We start from the raw sequence: 17,883 nt of genomic DNA, 5'->3' as shown, positions 1-17,883 counted from the left end.
CCTGAGCGCACCCGCTTCAGACGGAGCGCTGACGGGATGGCCAGGAGCGAGCGCTGACGGCACAAGCGAACTCCGACGGAATCACCAGAAGCGAGCGCTGACGGCACAAGCGAACTCTGACGGAATCTCCAGAAGCGAGCGCTGAGAGGATCGCCACCCTCGAGCGCCGACGGGAACGCCACAAGCGAACGCCGACGGAAGCGCTAGAGGGAAGCGCCAGACAGGACCCTCAGATCGAGGCGTCGGGCATGTCGACCGCGCCGCCGAAGCGACGATCGCGCGACAGGTAGATCTCGATGGCCCGCCAGAGCTCGGCACGGGAGAAGTCGGGCCAGAGCGTGTCGAGGAAGACCATCTCGGCATAGGCGGCCTGCCAGAGCAGGAAGTTCGACGTGCGCTGCTCACCCGAACTGCGCAGGAAGAGATCGACGTCGGGCATGTCCGGAACGTACAGGTGCTTGCGGATCTGCTTCTCCGTGATGGCGCTGGGGCGCATCCTGCCCGCCTTGACCTCCTCCGCCATCGCCCGCATGGCGTCGACGAGCTCGACTCGGCCGCCGTAGTTCACGCACATGGTCAGGGTGAGCACGTCGTTGTCCCTGGTGAGCTGCTCGGCGAATTGCAGCTCTTTGATGACCGATCCCCACAGCCGAGGCTTGCGTCCGGCCCACCGCACGCGCACTCCCCATTCGTTGAGCTGATCGCGTCGACGATGCAGCACGTCGCGGTTGTAGCCCATGAGGAAGCGCACCTCCTCCGGCGAACGCGCCCAGTTCTCGGTGGAGAACGCGTAGACCGAGAGGTGCTTGACGCCCGCCTGGATAGCACCGGCGACGACATCCAGCAGCACCTCCTCGCCTGCCTTGTGCCCCTCGACCCGGTTCAGGCCGCGACGGTTCGCCCAGCGTCCGTTGCCGTCCATCACGATCGCGACGTGCTCCGGCACGGCGGGGAACGCCGGCGGGTGCTCACCCGTCCAGTCGAGCGGGCGGAACGGCACCGCGTCCTTGTGCGTGTACGGTTTCGGTGTCACAGGGCTCCCATGCTCGACGGATTCGTGACGTGCTCGAGCGAGCGGATGCCGCGCTCGAGATGCCATTGGGCGTAGGCCGCGATCGTGCCGGAGGCCGCCGCCATGTCCGGCGGTGATGCGGCATCCACCATCGTCCAGTCGCCGCCCATCAGCGCCCGCAGCAGCGACAGTGAAGACGACGAGATCCGCGGGCTGCCCGCAGGGGCGCACGCGTCGCACACCGACCCGCCCAGCTGTGCACCGAAATGGCGGTGCGGCCCAGGTGCTCCGCACCGGGCGCAGTCGTCGAGGGCCGGCGCCCACCCCGAAAGCGCCATGACACGAAGCAGGTAAGAATCGAGGATGCTTCGGGCGGCATGCTCGCCGCGGGAGAGAGAGCGCAGCCCGCCCACGAGCAGCAGGTACTGCTCGGCGGTCGCCTCGGCCTCGTTGAGCCGATCGGCGGTCTCGACCATGGCACTGGCCGCCGTGAAGCGCTCGTAGTCGACGGCGATGTCGGCGCCGTAGGCACCGAGCGAGTCGGCCTGCTGCACGATGTCGAGTGAGCGGCCCTTGTACATCTGCACGTCGGCGACCATGAACGGCTCGAGTCGCGAGCCGAACTTCGACGATGTGCGCCGCACGCCCTTGGCGACGGCCCGGATCTTGCCGTTGCGCCGCGACAGCATCGTGACGATGCGATCGGCTTCACCCAGCTTGTGGGTGCGCAGGATCACCGCTTCGTCTCGGTAGGTGGGCATCCATCGATTATCTCCCGCGCGCGAGAGAATGGACGGGTGACCGAACCGCTCTTCACCATCCCGCTCTGGGCGGATCTGCTCGGCGTCGGCCTTGGCGGCATCCAGGGAGCGATGTTCGCCTCGGGCTTCCAGGGTCAGCGCCGCCTGGACTGGCTCGGCGTGGCGATCATCGGCATCATGATCGGCATGGGCGGCGGCCTCATCCGCGATCTGCTGATCGGCCAGCCACCCGCCACCCTGCAGAACGACTGGTATCTCATCACCGCGGCCGGTGCAGCGCTGTTCGGGATGCTTCTCGCCGGCGTCTTCAACCGGATCAACACGTTCATCGTGGTGCTCGACGCCGCCGTGATCGGCATGTTCGGCGCGTTCGGGGTCAGCAAGGCGATCGCGTTCGGCATCCCGCCCGTGCCCGCCGTGTTCATCGGCGTGTGCGCCGCGGTCGGCGGCGGTGTGCTTCGCGACGTGCTCATGGGGCTGCCGGTCGCGATCATGCACGTCGGCTCGCTCTACGCGGTGGCGGCCGGCGCGGGCTGCACGGCCATCGTGATCCTGCATGCCTTCGACGTCTCGATCACCGTCGCGGCCGTGATCGGCATCGTCGTCACTGCCGTCATCCGGGTGCTCGCGGTGGTCTTCGACGTGTCGCTGCCCGAGCAGCGGCGTCTGTACCGCCGAAAGGTGGCCACCGAGACGGGGATGATCCCGATCATCAAGCCGTGATCGGGATCATCCGCGCTCAGACAGCGACGAGCTGGGGCTCGCGCGTGCGGATCGAGCGGTTCACGCACGACACGATCGCCTTCAGCGACGCCGTCGAGATGTCGCCGTCGATGCCGACGCCCCACAGGCGCTGATCGTCGACCTGCAGCTCGACGTACGCGGCTGCCTGCGCGTCGCCCCCGGCCGAGAGCGTGTGCTCGACGTAGTCGTACAGCGAGATGTCAAAGCCGCGACCGCGCAGGATCTCGATGAACGCGGCGATCGGGCCGTTCCCCTGACCGGACGCCTGCTCGCTGGTCTCCCCGTCGCGCAGCACGACGTCGAGGGAGACCTCGCCCGACATATCGCTTCGGGTCTGCGTGCCGAGCAGCTCGAACCGGCCCCACTTGGCGGTGTCGTCATCGGCCGGCAGGTACTCGTCGTGGAAGATCGACCAGATCTGCTCGCTGGTGACCTCCCCGCCCTCGGCATCCGTCTTCGCCTGCACCACACCGGAGAACTCGATCTGCAGCTTGCGCGGCAAGTCGAGGGAGTGGTCCGTCTTCAGCAGGTACGCCACTCCCCCCTTGCCCGACTGGGAGTTGACCCGGATCACGGCCTCGTACGAACGACCGAGGTCCTTCGGGTCGACCGGCAGATAGGGCACGCCCCATTCGATCTCGTCGACCGAGACACCCTGCTCCGCAGCCTTCGCGGCCATCGCCTCGAAGCCCTTCTTGATCGCGTCCTGGTGCGATCCGCTGAACGCCGTGAAGACCAGATCCCCGGCCCAAGGGCTGCGCTCGGGCACCGGCAGCTGGTTGCAGTACTCCACGGTGCGCTTGACCTGATCGATGTCACTGAAGTCGATCTGCGGGTCGATGCCCTGCGTGAACAGGTTGATGCCCAGCGCCACCAGATCGACATTGCCCGTGCGCTCGCCATTGCCGAACAGGCATCCCTCGATGCGGTCTGCGCCGGCCAGATATCCCAGCTCGGCGGCGGCGATCGCCGTGCCCCGGTCGTTGTGCGGGTGCAGCGAGAGGATCACGTTCTCGCGGTGCGCCAGGTGGCGGTTCATCCACTCGATCGAGTCGGCGTACACGTTGGGCGACGCCATCTCGACCGTCGCCGGCAGGTTGATGATCACCTTGCGGTCGGGCGTCGGCTCGAGCACGTCGAGCACGGCGTTGCACACCTCGACGGCGTACTCCAGCTCGGTGCCGGTGTAGCTCTCGGGTGAGTACTCGTAGTACACCTGCGTGTCGGGGATGCGCTTCTCGAACTGGCGGCACAGGCGCGCACCTTCCAGCGCGATCTGCTTGACGCCCTCGCGGTCTGAACGGAAGACGACCTCGCGCTGCAGCACACTGGTCGAGTTGTAGAAGTGCACGATCGCCTGCTTGGCGCCGACGATCGACTCATAGGTGCGCTCGATCAGGTGCTCACGGCACTGCGTCAGCACCTGGATGGTGACGTCGTCGGGAATGAGGTCCTCTTCGATCAGCTGACGCACGAAGTCGAAGTCGGTCTGGCTGGCCGACGGGAAGCCGACCTCGATCTCCTTGTATCCCATGCTCACGAGCAGCTCGAACATCACGCGCTTGCGCTCGGGCGACATCGGATCGATCAGAGCCTGGTTGCCGTCGCGGAGGTCGACGGCGCACCAGCGGGGAGCCTCGGTGATGCGCTTGGACGGCCAGGTGCGATCTTCGAGATCGATGCGGATCTGCTCGTGGAACGGACGGTACTTGTGCACCGGCATCGAGGTGGGCTTCTGGTGGTTCTTCATGATGGGGCTGCTTCTCTTCGTCAGATAACGTGCTCAGGCCAACACAAGCGCCGCGACGAGGAAGGCCCGATTGTCAGGACTCGCCGCGGCAGCTAAGAAGAAGCAGACCGCCCAGAGGCATGCATCGATGCTAACACCCCGCTTGGCAGGATGCTCACCCGCGACGCGATTCAGGGGATCAGCGCCAGCTTTCCGCCCGGATGCCCGTCGGCCAGGAAAGCGAGCGCCTGCGGCGCCTGATCGAGCGGAAACTCCCGCGAGACGGGCACGTCGAGATCGCCCCTCTCGGCCGCCTCGACGAGGCCGATGCGCACCGCATCGCGGTACCGTGCAGTCTCGGGATCCGAGCCGGCGCTCATCAGGAAGCCGTGCTCGGCAGCGGCACGCGGGTCGACGATCGTGACGATCCGCTGGCGATCGGGTACGAGCGCGAGAGACGTCTGCGTCGCCTCGGCCGTGCCGGCGGCGTCGAGCGCCGCATCGAGAGCGCTGATCCCGGCATCCGCCATGGCGGCGCGGATGCGCGACAGCAGGCCGTCACCGTACTCGATCGGGATGCCGCCGAAGCGGCGCACCTCTTCGAGGCGCGCTCGGCCGGCGGTGCCGATGATCCGGATGCCGCGCTGCGCCGCCTGCTGCAGAACGCTCACCCCGACCGCTCCCGACGCGGCGTGCAGCAGAAGGGTCTCGCCGGGCTGCGCGTCGACCGCGTGCAGCATGGCGGACGCCGTACTGCCGGCGAGCAGCAGATTCGCCGCCTCGGAGTGGGTGAGCGTCGCGGGCTTTCGCAGCACCTTCTGCGCGGGCACGGTCACCTCGGTCGCGTAGCCGCCGTGAATGCGGAATGCGATCACCTCGTCGCCGACGGCGACAGGACCGGACACGATCTCGGTGCCGGGGCCGACCGCCGTCACGACGCCGGAGACCTCGTAGCCGATCGGCACTGGCAGCTCCACACCTGTCCTGGCGGATGCGACGTGCTTGGCGTCGGCCGGATTCACCCCGGCGGCGTGCACGCGGATCGTCACCTCACCGGCATCCGGTGCAGCCACCTCGTACTGTTCGAGACGCCACCCGTCCGGCGAGCCCCATTTGCGGGCGACCCAGTGCTCGGCCATCTCAGAACCCGAGTCGTCCGAGCTGCTTCGGATCGCGCTGCCACTCCTTGGCGACCTTCACGTGCAGCTTCAGGAACACGCGCGTTCCGAGCAGCTCCTCGATCCCCTCGCGGGCCACCGCGCCGACGTCGCGCAGCCGCGCACCCTTGCGGCCGATGATGATCGCCTTCTGGCTGTCGCGCTCCACGACGATCGACGCGTACACGTCGGTGAGATCGCTGTCTTCCCGGGGCGCGACATCGTCGACGACGACCGCGATCGAGTGCGGCAGCTCGTCGCGCACCCCCTCGAGGGACGCCTCGCGGATGATCTCGGCGATGCGGTCCTCGTCCGACTCGTCGGTGACGATGCCGTCCTCGTACAGGCGCGGGCCGAGGGGCATCAGCTGCAGCATCTCGTCCGCCAGCACGTCGAGCTGCTCGCGAGTGAGCGCCGAGAGCGGGATGACGGCGGCCCAGTCCTCGCGCAGCGAGTCGACCTCCATGAGTCGTTCGACGATGTCGTCGCGGTCGGCGGCGTCGGTCTTGGTCACGATCGCGACCTTCTTCGCACGCGGATAGCCGTCGAGCGATGCGGCGATGCGGCGGTCACCCGGGCCGATCTTCTCGGTGGCGGGGACGCAGAAGCCGATCACGTCGACGTCGCCGAGCACCTGCTCGACGAGATCGTTGAGCCGCTCGCCGAGCAGCGTGCGCGGCTTGTGGATGCCGGGCGTGTCGACGATTACGAGCTGTCCGTCAGGACGGTTCAGGATGCCGCGGATGGCCCGCCGGGTGGTCTGCGGCTTCTCGCTCGTGATCGCGATCTTTTCGCCCACCAGCGCGTTCGTCAGCGTCGACTTGCCGACGTTCGGCCGCCCGACGAAGGTCACGAATCCGCTGCGGGTCTCATCCGACCCTGGTCGTCCAGACTGTCCGGCCTGCCCTGCCTGTCCGGCCTGCCCTGGCTGTCCGGCCTGCCCTGCCTGCCCTGCCTGTCCGGCCTGCCCTGCCTGTCCGCTCTGCTCAGTCATCGCCCTGTCCTCCCTCGCGTTCCTCGTCCCAGCCCTGCGGCGCCCGCTCGACGAACACCGTGGCGATCCCGCGCCCCCGGCCGCGCGAGGCGCCGCCGGTGAGGACGAGGCCCTGCACGATCACGGTGGCGCCCGGCTGCGGGATCCGGCCCAGCTCCTTGGCCAGCAGGCCGCCGACCGAGTCGACGTCCTCATCTTCGAGCTCGAGCCCGAACAGATCCCCCACGTCTTCGAGGCCGAGACGCGAGTTGACGCGGTATCGGCCGTCGGCCAGCTCCACGACCTCGGCGGGTCCCCTGTCGTACTCGTCGGCGATCTCGCCCACCAGCTCCTCGATGAGATCCTCGAGCGTCACCAGCCCCGAGATGCCACCGTGCTCGTCGATGACGATGCACACGTGCACGGCGTCGCGCTTCATCTGCTGCAGCAGAGTCTCGGCGCGCATCGACTCGGGTACGTACACCGCCGGCCGCGCGATCGGCCGCACGGGCCGCCCGCGCCACGCGCTCTCGTCGCGGTAGGCGAACTGCACGAGATCCTTCAGGTAGAGAACACCGACGACGTCGTCCGCGTCGTCGTCGACCACCGGCATGCGCGAGACTCCGGTGCGCAGGAACAGCTCCATCGCCTCGGTGGTGGTCGCCTCGGCGCCCACCGTCATCATCTCGGTGCGCGGCACCATCACAGCGCGCACGAATTGATCGGTGAAGTCGAACACCGAGTGGATCAGATCGCGGTCGTCCTCTTCGATGAGCAGGTTCGACGCCGCTTCGTCGACCATGCTGAGCAGCTGCTCCTCAGAGGCGAAGCTGCTGCGTCCCGTTCCGGGCGTCACCCGCTGGCCCGCCGAGACGAGCGCCTGCGCGAGCGGTCCGAGCAGGATGCGCACGCCGCGCACGACCGGCGCCCAGGTGCGCAGCATCGAGGTCGCATGCAGTCGGCCGAACGAGCGCGGGCTCGATCCGACGAGCACGAACGTGATGCCCGTCATCAGCACGGCGGCCGCCAGCATCGCCCACCAGATGCTCGGCAGCAGGGCGTCGAGAGCCACGGTCACGAACACCGCGGCGGTGGTCTCCGAGAGCACGCGCATGAAGGCGACGGCGTTCACGTGCGGCGCAGGATCAGCGGCGATGCGCGCGAGCGCCTCAGCGTTGCGACCGTCGGCCGACATGTTCTCGAGGTCGGTGTTCGAACTGACCGAGAAGGCCGCGTCGACGGCGGCCATCAGGCCGCCGAAGGCGACCAGCAGCACCGCGGCTGCGAGGAGTATCGCGGGGGTCATCGACCGCGTTCGACGCGCGCGAAGCCCTCGATCAGCGACTTCTGCAGCCCGAACATCTCACGCTCCTCGTCGGGTTCCGCGTGGTCGAAGCCGAGCAGGTGCAGCAGGCCGTGCGTGGTCAGCAGGATCAGCTCGTCCATCAGCGAGTGACCGGCGGTCTGCGCCTGCGCCTCGGCGACCTGCGGGCAGAGCACGATGTCGCCCAGCAGACCGGGCGCAGTCGGGTTGTCCGGGCTGCCGGGGCGCAGCTCGTCCATCGGGAAGCTCAGCACGTCGGTGGGCCCGGGCTCGTCCATCCACTGCACGTGCAGCGACTCCATGGCGCCCTCGTCGACGAGCACGATCGCGACCTCGGCGTCGGGGCTGACGTGCAGCTGCGCGAGGTTGAAGTCGGTGAGCCGCTGCAGCACGGTCTCATCGACCGCGATGGCCGACTCGTTGTTGATCTCGATCACTTCAGGCCTCGCTTCGGCATGCGGTCTCGGGGTTTCTGCGGTGCTCCGCCGCGACGCTCCGCACGGTTCGCGAACTGGTGCGCCTGCTCGCGCTCGACGCGCGCCGCCGTGCGCTGTTCGTCGTACTCGCTGTACGCGTCGACGATGCGGCCCACCAGGGAGTGCCGCACCACGTCGTCGCTGGTCAGCCGCGAGAAGTGGATGTCGTCGATGTCGCCGAGCACCCGGGTGACCAGGCGCAGTCCCGAGGCGCCCTGTGGCAGGTCGATCTGCGTGATATCGCCGGTGACGACCATCTTCGTGCCGAAGCCCAGGCGGGTGAGGAACATCTTCATCTGCTCGGGCGTGGTGTTCTGCGCCTCGTCGAGTACGACGAACGAGTCGTTCAGCGTGCGACCTCGCATGTAGGCGAGCGGGGCGACCTCGATGGTGCCGGTCGCCATCAGGCGCGGCACGACCTCGGGGTCCATCATCTCGTTGAGCGCATCGTACAGCGGGCGCAGGTAGGGGTCGATCTTGTCGGTCAGCGATCCGGGCAGGAACCCGAGCCTCTCCCCTGCTTCCACGGCCGGCCGGGTGAGGATGATGCGCTGCACCTCTTTGCGCTGCAGGGCCTGCACTGCCTTCGCCATCGCGAGATAGGTCTTGCCCGTACCCGCGGGACCGATGCCGAACACGATGGTGTTCTGCTCGATCGCGTCGACGTACTCCTTCTGTCCCAGTGTCTTCGGGCGGATCACCCGCCCCCGGGTCGACAGGATCGCTTCGCCGAGCACCTCACTGGGGCGGGGTCCGTCGTCGCGCCGCAGGATCCGCGCGGAGTGCTCGACGTCGCTCGGCGCGAGATCGTGCCCCGAGCGGGTCATCTCGATCAGCTCGTCGACGAGTCGCTTCGCCGCGGCGACGTCCTCAGACGATCCGCCCAGGGTGATCTCGTTGCCGCGCACCATCACCTGCACATTCGGATGCTGCTTCTCGAGCATCCGCAGCAGCCGATCCTGCGGGCCGAGCAGCTGCACCATGGCGATGCCGTCGGCGAAGATGCGCTCGGTGCTCTCGGGCTGGGCAGGGAACCGCGGGGGTGCGCTGTCGTTGTGTGCGCTGTCGTCAGAAGCCAACGAGCTTGCCCTCCTCGATGTCTCCGAGCACATGCGCGTGGACGTGGAAGACCGACTGCGCAGCGCTGGCGCCGTTGTTGAAGATCAGGCGGTACTCGCCGTTGGCGTGCTCGGAGGCGATCTGCTTGGCCACGGCCACCATGTCGGCCATCAGGCCCGGGTCGCCGGCGGCCAGTTCGGTGACGTCGCGGTACTGCTCGGTCTTGGGGATCACGAGTGCGTGCAGCGGCGCCTGCGGATTGATGTCGCGGATCGCGAACACGCGGTCGGTTTCGGCGAGAATCTCGCCGGGGATCTCCCCGTTCAGGATGCGGGTGAAGATCGAGGGTTCGCTCATGCTTTCAGCTTATCCGGGTCCCTAGGCGTGTCGCCCTGGATCCCTGCGTACATCTGGGTCCCTGAGTCTGTCGCCTGCACCGAGCGAGCGCCGGCGAGACGAAGTGAAGGGTCACCAGCGGCCCAGGTTGGCCGAGAGTACCGCGATCGCCGCGGGGCCTGCAGTCGAGGTGCGCAGCACCGTGTCGCCGAGGCGGACGCGCTCGGCGCCCGCCGCCTCGAGCCGCTCCAGCTCGTCGGGCGCGATGCCACCCTCCGGCCCGACCACGAGCACGAGGTCACGACCGTCGGGACGGATGCTGGTGAGCGGCGTCTGCGTCCACGGGTCGAGCACGAGCAGCCTGGCATCCGCCGCCCGCTCGGCCAGCTGCGCGGTGGACTGCACGGCGGTCACCTCGGGGACCCAGGCCCGGTGCGCCTGCTTGGCCGCCTCGCGGACGATCGTCGCCCAGCGCTCCCGACCCTTCGCCGCCTTCGGGCCCTCCCAGCGTGAGATGCTGCGTGCTGCCTGCCACGGCACGATCTCGTCGACGCCGAGCTCGCATGCGGCCTGCACGGCCAGCTCGTCTCGGTCGCCCTTCGCGAGCGCCTGCGCGAGCACGATGCGCGTCTCGGGTCCGTCCTGCACGCGGCGGCCGGTGATTCGCACACTCACCTGAGATGCGGTGACGTCTTCCGCCGCGCCCTCGAGCCAGACACCCCTGCCGTCGCCGATCGTCACCGTCTCGCCGACGCGCACCCGGCGCACCACCGAGGCGTGCTTCGCCTCTGATCCGGTGAGCCGGACGAGTTCTCCGATGGTGGCGTCGGTGCAGTCGGGTACGACGAAGTGCAGGGCCATGGGGCTCCGATCGGCTGTGGTGCGGAAGTCGGTCAGTGGCTGCGGAAGCGGTCGCGCAGCTTCGAGAACAACCCCTGCTGGAACTGGGCGAGCTTGGGCTCCGGAGCCTTCGTCTTCTTGGCGAAGTCCTCGATGAGCTTGCGCTGCGCCCCGTCGAGCCGCGTCGGCGTGAGAACCTGCACGCCCACGCGCAGGTCGCCGCGCTGAGATCCGCGCAACGGGGTGATGCCCCGGCCGTCGATCGTGAGCACGTCACCCGACTGGACGCCGGCCCGCAGCTCCAGATCGACCGTGCCGTCGAGGCCCTCGATGGTCGTGGTGGTGCCGAGGATGGCATCCGCCATCGACACCTCGAGCGTGGCGAGCAGATCGTCGCCGTCCCGGCTGAAGACCGGATGCGGCGCAACGGCGACCTCGACGTACAGGTCGCCGTTCGGGCCTCCCGCGCGACCGACCTCGCCCGAGCCGGGCAGCTGCAGGCGCAGACCGGTCTCGACGCCGGCCGGGATGTCGAGGGCGACGGTGCGCCGCGAGCGCACGCGGCCCTGACCGGCGCACGACCCGCAGGGGTTGGGGATGACAGTGCCGTAGCCCTCGCAGGTGCCGCACGGCTGGGTGGTCACGACGTTGCCGAGCAGGCTGCGCACCTGACGCTGCACGTGGCCGCTGCCGCCGCAGACGTCGCAGGTGACCGGAGACGTGCCGGGCTGGCAGCAGCTGCCGTGGCAGGTCTCGCACAGCACCGCGGTGTCGACCTCGATGTCCCGGTGCACGCCGAACACGACGTCGCCGAGCTCGAGGTTGATGCGCACGAGCGCATCCTGACCCCGTTCGCGACGCGACCGCGGACGCGCAGAACGGGCGCCGCCCGCGGAGCCGAAGAACGTCTCGAAGATGTCGCCGAATCCGCCGAACCCGCCGCCGAATCCGCCGTTCTGGTCGCCGCCCATGTCATAGCGGCGCCGGGAGTCCTCGTCGCTGAGCACGTCGTAGGCGTGCGTGACGAGCTTGAACCGCTCAGCCGCGTCCTCCCCCGGATTCACGTCCGGGTGCAGCTGCCTGGCGAGCTTGCGATAGGCCTTCTTGATCTCGTCCTGGGAGGCGTCCTTCGACACCCCGAGGACCTCGTAGTGATCCGCCACGGTCACCTTTCTTCGTGTGCGTTCGTGTATTCGGTCGCCCGGATCAGCGGGCGGCCTCGTCTTCTTCGAGCATCCGCGACAGATAGCGGGCGACGGCCCGTGCTGCGGCGAGGTTGCTCGGGTAGTCCATGCGGGTCGGTCCCATCACGCCGACGCGCGCCGTGCTGCCTGGCGCGGCGTAGTTGCTCGCCACGATCGACGCCTCACCGAGTCCGAACGGGGCGTTCTCGGTGCCGATGCTCGTGGCGAGGCCGTGCTCGTCGGTCACCATCTCGCTCATCAGCCGCAGCAGGGTCACCTGCTCCTCAATCGCCTCGAGCAGAGGATGGATGCTGCCGCGGAAGTCCTGCTCGCGCCGCGCGAGCGTGGCAGCCCCCGCCATCACCAGCCGCTCCTGACGGAATTCGGCCAGCTCCTCGGCGATCACCGCCGCCAGCGACGACAGCGCCGGCGCGAGGCGCGAGCCGGTCTGCGGTTCGCGCGCCGATGCGATGCGCTCGGACGCCTCACCGACCGCACGGCCGGTGATGAGCGCCGCGAGCTGGGCGCGCAGCACTGCGAGGTCTGCGTCGTCGATGTCGATCGGCAGCGGCGAGATCCGCTGCGACACCCCGCCCGCGTCGGTGACCAGTACCACCAGCACGCGGTTGGGTGCCAAGGCGACGAGTTCGACGTGGGTGATGCTCGCGCGCGCGAACGACGGGTACTGGGCGAGAGCGACCTGGCCGGTGAGCTGGGTGAGCACCCGCACCGTGCGGGCCATCAGATCGTCGAGGTCGCTGGGCGCGGCGAGGAACGACTCGATCGCGGTGCGCTGCGGCGCCGACAGCGGGCGCACCTGGGCGAGGTGGTTGACGAAGACCCGGTATCCCTTGTCGGTCGGCACCCGCCCCGAGGAGGTGTGCGGAGCGGTGATCAGCTCTTCATCTTCCAGCTGGGCCATGTCGTTTCGGATCGTCGCGGCCGAGACGCCGAACGCATGGCGTTCGACGATCGATCTGCTGCCGACCGGTTCGTGCGTGGCGACGTAGTCCTGCACGATCGCACGGAGGACCTCAAGGCCTCGCTGTGTGACCATCATCCCTCCCGCTGGCACTCGAACGTTCCGAGTGCCAATCCTACCCGCTCGGGCTCCCCCTCAGGCTCGCGCCGGCTGTGCGGGTCGCACTGGCCGTAGGGGGCCGCGTCGGCTGTGCGGGTCGCGCTAATCGGTGAGCGCGCGCACGACGGCATCCGCGAGCAGCCGGCCCCGCAGGGTCAGGCGCACGCGACGCTGCCGCAGAGCCGCGGCGGCATCGACCAGTCCGTCCGAGATCAGCTCGGCGACCCGATCGCGGCGGCCTTCGGCGATGTCGTCGATCGGCAGGCCCTCCGCGAGGCGACTCTGCAGCAGCACCCGCTCGAGGGTGCGCGCCTCGAGGTCGGGCCGCTCGCGGCCTGCGGCGGGCGACTCGCCGACGGCGAGACGCTGCGCGTACGCCGCCGGATGCTTGACATTCCACCACCGCAGACCGGCGACATGGCTGTGCGCGCCGGGCCCGAAGCCCCACCAGTCCGCGCCGCGCCAGTACGCCATGTTGTGCCGCGACCGGTGGTCCCTCCCCTCGGGGGTTCCCGCGTCCGTCGGAGGACGCGCCCAGTTGCTGACCTCGTACCATTCGTATCCCGCCGCACCGAGACGCTCGTCGGCGACCTCGTACATGTCGGCCTGCAGGTCGTCGTCGGGCGCCGGCACCTCGCCCCGCCTGATCTGCCTGGCGAGCTTGGTGCCGTCCTCGATGATCAGCGCGTACGCCGAGATGTGGTCGGGCTCGAGGGCGAGAGCCGCGTCGAGGGACCTCTCCCAGTCCGCCAGCGACTCGCCGGGGGCGCCGTAGATCAGGTCGACGCTCACGTCGAGCCCGGCATCGCGTGCCGCGTCGACGGCCGTGCGCACGTTCTCGGGCCGATGCGTGCGGTCGAGTGCCGCCAGCACGTGCGGCACGGCCGACTGCATTCCGATCGAGAGGCGGGTGACCCCGGCATCCAGCAGCGTCCGCACCACCTCGGGCGTGACGGTGTCGGGGTTGGCCTCGACCGTCACCTCGGCGCCGTCGCGGATGCCGAACGCCGAGGTCGCCGCCGTGAGCATCCGCGCCAGATCGCCGGCGGGCAGCAGGGTCGGCGTGCCTCCGCCGAAGAAGACGGTGTCGAGCGGGCGGATGCCGTCGGCTTCGCCCAGCACCGCGCTCGCCAGCGCGATCTCTCGGATGAGCGTGTCGGCGTACTCGTCCTGCTTCGCTCCGCGCAGCTCGGTCGCGGTGTAGGTGTTGAAGTCGCAGTACCCGCAGCGAACCCGACAGAACGGCACGTGCAGGTAGGCCGAGAAGGGCACCGCACGGTCGACGGTGAGGTCGTCGGGCAGGCGGCCGTCGGCCGGCGCCGGGTCGCCCAGCGGAAGAGGGCCGGCCATCAGAGCGTCCGGGCCATCAGGATGCCTGTGCCATCAGCGAGCGCGCACCATCAGATCGGGGTGGCGTACAGCGGCGAGATCGCGCGCAGGTAGAGGGCGAACAGCTCGCGACGACGACGCCGCACCATCCCGGGAAGGCGGTACAGCAGGGCGACGGGAGCGTCGAACGCCCGCACGGTGAACCACACCTCGTCGGTGTCCTCGCGCCAGTCGATGTCGAACGACTCCTCGCCGCTCACCACCGAGCCGCCGACCGTGCCGAGCACGAAGCCGATGCGGCGCCGCTCCTCGGTCACCGAGATCACCCGCAGCTCGGCATCCGCTCTCATCCCCTTGACGCGGCCGTGCAGCTTGAGGGTCGTGCCCGGCGCGACGAAAGGCGTGCCGTCGGTGGCGAAGCGCTGCTCGACCTGGGTGCGGTTCGGCGCGATGGGCGCGCCCTCGGCGTCGAAGCTGACGCCCGTGTACGCCGAACCCGCGGCCGGGCGCACATCGCGCAGCTCGAGGCCGGCCGCGCGCTGCGCGGTCCACGACAGAAGCGATTCGCCGGCGGTGCGGAAGCGGTCCTCACCGCTGCCGAGACGCCACGATGCCTCCGCGGGAATACTGCGTTCGGGCGGATACTGCATCAGGTCCGGTGCGTGGGTCGCCCCCACCGCGGCATAGTCGACCGTGCCTTCACGGAAAGTCCCCCGACGCATGATCTCCAGCCTAAGCGACCTGTCTGAACAGTCTCCGAACGACACCGCGCCCGAACGGCCTACTTCTTGTCCTTGGTCTCGACATCGCCGGACAGGGCGGCGATGAACGCCTCCTGTGGCACCTCGACACGGCCGACCATCTTCATGCGCTTCTTGCCCTCCTTCTGCTTCTCGAGCAGCTTGCGCTTGCGGCTGATGTCACCGCCGTAGCACTTGGCGAGCACGTCCTTGCGGAGGGCGCGGATCGTCTCGCGAGCGATGATGCGCGCGCCGATGGCGGCCTGGATGGGCACCTCGAAGTTCTGCCGTGGGATGAGCTTGCGCAGGCGCTCGGTCATCAGCGTGCCGTAGGCGTACGCCTTGTCGCGGTGCACGATCGCGCTGAACGCGTCGACCTTGTCGCCCTGCAGCAGTACGTCCACCTTGACGAGGTCTCCCTCCTGCTGCCCGTCGGGCTCGTAGTCGAGGCTTGCGTAGCCCTGCGTCTTGGACTTCAGCTGGTCGAAGAAGTCGAACACGATCTCGCCGAGCGGCATGCGGTAGCGCAGCTCGACCCGCTCCTCCGAGAAGTACTCCATGCCCAGCAACGCACCGCGCCGCGACTGGCAGAGCTCCATGACCGTTCCGACGTAGTCCTTGGGCAGCAGGATCGCGGTCTTCACCATGGGCTCGGACACGGTGGCGACGCGCCCATCGGGGTACTCGCTCGGGTTGGTGACGGTGACCTTCTCTCCCGTGTCGGTGACGACCTCGTAGATCACGCTCGGCGCGGTGGTGATGAGGTCGAGACCGAACTCACGCGACAGCCGCTCGGTGATGATCTCGAGGTGCAGCAGTCCGAGGAATCCGCAGCGGAAGCCGAAGCCGAGCGCGACCGATGTCTCGGGCTCGTACTGCAGCGACGCGTCCGACAGCTTGAGCTTGTCGAGCGCCTCGCGCAGCTCGGCGTAGTCGCTGCCGTCGATCGGATAGATGCCCGAGAACACCATCGGCTTCGGGTCGGTGTAGCCGGCGAGCGCCTCGGTGGCGGCGCCCCGAGCGGTGGTGACGGTGTCGCCCACCTTCGACTGGCGCACGTCCTTCACGCCGGTGATGAGGTAGCCCACCTCTCCGACACCGAGCCCCTTGGACGGGATCGGCTCTGGGCTCGACACACCGATCTCGAGCAGGTCGTGCATCGCCTTGGTCGACATCATCTGGATCCGCTCACGCGGGTTCAGCTTGCCGTCGACCATGCGCACATAGGTCACGACGCCGCGGTACGAGTCGTACACCGAGTCGAAGATCATGGCCCGCGCCGGGGCATCCGGGTCGCCGACCGGGGCCGGGATGTCCTGCACGATGCGGTCGAGCAGCTCCTCGACACCGACGCCGGTCTTGCCCGACACGCGCAGCACGTCCTCGGGCCTGCCGCCGATGAGATCGGCGAGCTCCTTGGCGAACTTCTCGGGATCGGCCGCAGGAAGATCGATCTTGTTCAGCACGGGGATGATGTGCAGGTCGTTCTCGAGCGCCAGGTACAGGTTCGCGAGGGTCTGCGCCTCGATGCCCTGCGCCGCGTCGACCAGCAGGATGGCGCCCTCGCACGCCGCCAGCGAGCGGGAGACCTCGTAGGTGAAGTCCACGTGACCGGGCGTGTCGATCATGTTCAGGGCGAAGGTCTCGCCGCCGGCCGACCAGGGCATCCGCACGGCCTGGCTCTTGATGGTGATGCCGCGCTCGCGCTCGATGTCCATGCGGTCGAGGTACTGAGCGCGCATGTCGCGCTCCGCCACCGAGCCGGTGACCTGCAGCATCCGATCGGCCAGGGTCGACTTGCCGTGATCGATGTGGGCGATGATGCAGAAGTTGCGGATCTGCGTGGCGGGCGTCGCTGCCGGTGACAGCGGGGTGAGAGCGCGGGGTGACATGTGGTCCTTGGGGCGTCCGAGAGGGTTCAGACAAGTCTACGTTCAGCCCGGCGCAATCCCCATTCCGCTGCACCGGTGATAGTCTCGCGAAGTTGCCCGAGGCGATCCGGCGAGACTGGATCCCATCGGCTATACGACTCCGTCACAGCCTCCCCGCGGGTGTCGGCGTAGGCTGGAAGTGGAATGACCCATGACGTCATCCCGACTCAGCGTCGCGTCGGAGATCCCGTGCACGGCTGTAGAAGAGAAAGACCCCACACCTTGATCAAGTATCTCGTGCGCCGGACACTCGGCTGGCTGCTCATGATCGTGGTCGCGACGAATGTCACCTACTTCCTTGCCTGGTCATTCCTCGATCCGCGAAGCAACTACGTCGGCCGCAAACCGCCCTTGAGTCCTGAGCAGATCGAGAATCTGCTCGGACCGCGAAATCTCAGCGAGAGCACTCCGCTGATCGAGAGGTGGTGGACCTGGCTCACGGGCATCCTGCTCCGTTGGGACTGGGGCCTGAGCCCCACCGGCGGCTCGGTGAACAACGAGATCGGCTACCGCATGTGGGTCAGCGCCGAGCTGGTGCTCGGCGCGACCATCATCATGACCGTCCTGGGCATCTGGATCGGCGTGTACACGGCATCCCACCAGTACAAGCTCGGCGATCGCATCTGGCAGGCCGTGTCGATCATCACGATGAACATCAACATCATCGTCGCCGCACTCGCCGTGGTCATCCTCGCGATCAACTTCAACAACTGGGTGGGCACCCGCGTCTTCTACGTCACGGGCTCCTCGAGTCAGGGGGTCACCGGCTTCTTCCCGGTGCTCGTCGACGCACTGCAGCATCTGATCCTGCCGACCATCGCGCTCGTCGTGACCGGGTACGCGGGCACGCACTTCCTGCAGCGCTCGCTGCTGCTCGACAACATCAGCGCCGACTACGTCCGCACGGCACGCGCCAAGGGGCTCACCAAGTCCCAGGCCATCCGGCGCCACGCCCTGCGCACATCGCTGATCCCCGTGGCCACGCAGGTCGCGTTCTCGATCCCGGCGATCTTCACCGGCGCCATCCTGACCGAGACGATCTTCGCCTGGCAGGGCATGGGGCGCTACTTCCTGACCACGATCAACGGCAACGATGTGCACGGCGTGGTCGCCGTGGCAGCCTTCGGTGCCGTGCTGACCGCGATCGGCGCCGTGCTCGCCGACATCGCCGTCGTGGTCCTCGACCCGCGAGTGAGGGTGAGCTGAC

The 17,883-nt window shown here is 68.5% G+C and carries 17 protein-coding genes; 2 read left to right on the top strand and 15 right to left on the bottom strand.

What is annotated here, in order from left to right; all coding sequences use genetic code 11:
* Window positions 1-229: 229 nt before the first annotated feature.
* Complete coding sequence (locus tag PGB26_RS09850) at window positions 230-1,033, bottom strand: isoprenyl transferase (RefSeq protein ID WP_271637447.1); 804 nt, start codon at window positions 1,031-1,033, stop codon at window positions 230-232.
* Window positions 1,030-1,773, bottom strand: coding sequence for a DNA repair protein RecO (recO, locus tag PGB26_RS09845; RefSeq protein ID WP_271637446.1), 744 nt, complete (start codon window positions 1,771-1,773; stop codon window positions 1,030-1,032). The genes PGB26_RS09850 and recO overlap by 4 nt, the downstream gene beginning before the upstream one ends.
* A gap of 36 nt (window positions 1,774-1,809) precedes the next feature.
* On the opposite strand from recO, the gene PGB26_RS09840 reads away from it, so the two are divergent.
* Entirely contained in the window at window positions 1,810-2,496 is a 687-nt protein-coding gene (locus PGB26_RS09840) for a trimeric intracellular cation channel family protein (RefSeq protein ID WP_271637445.1), read from the top strand.
* Between the two features lie 16 nt (window positions 2,497-2,512).
* Here the strand turns inward: PGB26_RS09840 and leuA are convergent, their stop codons facing one another.
* From leuA to lepA, 13 genes are all read right to left on the bottom strand, one after another.
* A complete protein-coding gene (gene leuA / locus PGB26_RS09835; protein WP_271637444.1) occupies window positions 2,513-4,267 on the bottom strand; it encodes a 2-isopropylmalate synthase in 1,755 nt (584 codons plus the stop codon).
* A 170-nt stretch (window positions 4,268-4,437) separates the two neighbouring features.
* Entirely contained in the window at window positions 4,438-5,385 is a 948-nt protein-coding gene (locus tag PGB26_RS09830) for a quinone oxidoreductase family protein (protein ID WP_271637443.1), read from the bottom strand.
* Window position 5,386: 1 nt separating this feature from the next.
* Window positions 5,387-6,397, bottom strand: coding sequence for a GTPase Era (era, locus tag PGB26_RS09825; RefSeq protein WP_271637442.1), 1,011 nt, complete (start codon window positions 6,395-6,397; stop codon window positions 5,387-5,389).
* A complete protein-coding gene (locus tag PGB26_RS09820; protein WP_271637441.1) occupies window positions 6,390-7,682 on the bottom strand; it encodes a hemolysin family protein in 1,293 nt (430 codons plus the stop codon). Before PGB26_RS09820 ends, era begins: the two co-directional genes overlap by 8 nt.
* The gene (ybeY, locus tag PGB26_RS09815; protein WP_271637440.1) at window positions 7,679-8,137 is read right to left on the bottom strand and encodes an rRNA maturation RNase YbeY; all 459 of its coding nucleotides are present in this window, start codon (window positions 8,135-8,137) and stop codon (window positions 7,679-7,681) included. The genes PGB26_RS09820 and ybeY overlap by 4 nt, the downstream gene beginning before the upstream one ends.
* Window positions 8,134-9,159: a PhoH family protein gene (locus PGB26_RS09810; protein WP_271639634.1), complete on the bottom strand. Its 1,026-nt coding sequence runs from the start codon at window positions 9,157-9,159 to the stop codon at window positions 8,134-8,136. The genes ybeY and PGB26_RS09810 overlap by 4 nt, the downstream gene beginning before the upstream one ends.
* A gap of 85 nt (window positions 9,160-9,244) precedes the next feature.
* A complete protein-coding gene (locus PGB26_RS09805) occupies window positions 9,245-9,592 on the bottom strand; it encodes an HIT domain-containing protein (RefSeq protein WP_271637439.1) in 348 nt (115 codons plus the stop codon).
* 111 nt (window positions 9,593-9,703) lie between these two features.
* Window positions 9,704-10,432, bottom strand: a complete 729-nt coding sequence (locus tag PGB26_RS09800) for a 16S rRNA (uracil(1498)-N(3))-methyltransferase (protein WP_271637438.1) — start codon at window positions 10,430-10,432, stop codon at window positions 9,704-9,706.
* Window positions 10,433-10,464: 32 nt separating this feature from the next.
* Window positions 10,465-11,574 carry a molecular chaperone DnaJ gene (dnaJ, locus tag PGB26_RS09795; RefSeq protein ID WP_271637437.1) on the bottom strand — a complete coding sequence of 370 codons (1,110 nt, stop codon included), beginning with the start codon at window positions 11,572-11,574 and terminating at the stop codon, window positions 10,465-10,467.
* Between the two features lie 43 nt (window positions 11,575-11,617).
* Window positions 11,618-12,652 carry a heat-inducible transcriptional repressor HrcA gene (hrcA, locus tag PGB26_RS09790; RefSeq protein WP_271637436.1) on the bottom strand — a complete coding sequence of 345 codons (1,035 nt, stop codon included), beginning with the start codon at window positions 12,650-12,652 and terminating at the stop codon, window positions 11,618-11,620.
* Window positions 12,653-12,778: 126 nt separating this feature from the next.
* On the bottom strand, window positions 12,779-14,026 hold the full coding sequence (gene hemW / locus PGB26_RS09785) for a radical SAM family heme chaperone HemW (protein WP_271637435.1): 1,248 nt from the start codon (window positions 14,024-14,026) through the stop codon (window positions 12,779-12,781).
* Window positions 14,027-14,076: 50 nt separating this feature from the next.
* Window positions 14,077-14,727, bottom strand: coding sequence for a DUF1990 family protein (locus PGB26_RS09780; RefSeq protein WP_271637434.1), 651 nt, complete (start codon window positions 14,725-14,727; stop codon window positions 14,077-14,079).
* Window positions 14,728-14,786: 59 nt separating this feature from the next.
* On the bottom strand, window positions 14,787-16,637 hold the full coding sequence (gene lepA / locus PGB26_RS09775; RefSeq protein WP_271637433.1) for a translation elongation factor 4: 1,851 nt from the start codon (window positions 16,635-16,637) through the stop codon (window positions 14,787-14,789).
* Between the two features lie 261 nt (window positions 16,638-16,898).
* On the opposite strand from lepA, the gene PGB26_RS09770 reads away from it, so the two are divergent.
* Window positions 16,899-17,882 carry an ABC transporter permease gene (locus PGB26_RS09770; RefSeq protein ID WP_271637432.1) on the top strand — a complete coding sequence of 328 codons (984 nt, stop codon included), beginning with the start codon at window positions 16,899-16,901 and terminating at the stop codon, window positions 17,880-17,882.
* Window position 17,883: the final 1 nt, after the last annotated feature.

Origin of the sequence: Microbacterium sp. nov. GSS16, from assembly GCF_028198145.1 — a bacterium.
GTDB lineage: Bacteria > Actinomycetota > Actinomycetes > Actinomycetales > Microbacteriaceae > Microbacterium.
This window is presented reverse-complemented; position numbering and strand designations above follow the sequence as displayed.

Bases quoted from the DNA above. Each gene is read 5' to 3' on its own strand.
- recO (WP_271637446.1), bottom strand. From the start codon at position 1,773: ATGCCCACCTACCGAGACGAAGCGGTGATCCTGCGCACCCACAAGCTG.
- leuA (WP_271637444.1), bottom strand. From the start codon at position 4,267: ATGAAGAACCACCAGAAGCCCACCTCGATGCCGGTGCACAAGTACCGT.
- PGB26_RS09830 (WP_271637443.1), bottom strand. From the start codon at position 5,385: ATGGCCGAGCACTGGGTCGCCCGCAAATGGGGCTCGCCGGACGGGTGG.
- era (WP_271637442.1), bottom strand. From the start codon at position 6,397: ATGACTGAGCAGAGCGGACAGGCAGGGCAGGCCGGACAGGCAGGGCAG.
- PGB26_RS09820 (WP_271637441.1), bottom strand. From the start codon at position 7,682: ATGACCCCCGCGATACTCCTCGCAGCCGCGGTGCTGCTGGTCGCCTTC.
- PGB26_RS09810 (WP_271639634.1), bottom strand. From the start codon at position 9,159: ATGGTGCAGCTGCTCGGCCCGCAGGATCGGCTGCTGCGGATGCTCGAG.
- PGB26_RS09805 (WP_271637439.1), bottom strand. From the start codon at position 9,592: ATGAGCGAACCCTCGATCTTCACCCGCATCCTGAACGGGGAGATCCCC.
- PGB26_RS09800 (WP_271637438.1), bottom strand. From the start codon at position 10,432: ATGGCCCTGCACTTCGTCGTACCCGACTGCACCGACGCCACCATCGGA.
- hrcA (WP_271637436.1), bottom strand. From the start codon at position 12,652: ATGGTCACACAGCGAGGCCTTGAGGTCCTCCGTGCGATCGTGCAGGAC.
- hemW (WP_271637435.1), bottom strand. From the start codon at position 14,026: ATGGCCGGCCCTCTTCCGCTGGGCGACCCGGCGCCGGCCGACGGCCGC.
- PGB26_RS09780 (WP_271637434.1), bottom strand. From the start codon at position 14,727: ATGCGTCGGGGGACTTTCCGTGAAGGCACGGTCGACTATGCCGCGGTG.
- lepA (WP_271637433.1), bottom strand. From the start codon at position 16,637: ATGTCACCCCGCGCTCTCACCCCGCTGTCACCGGCAGCGACGCCCGCC.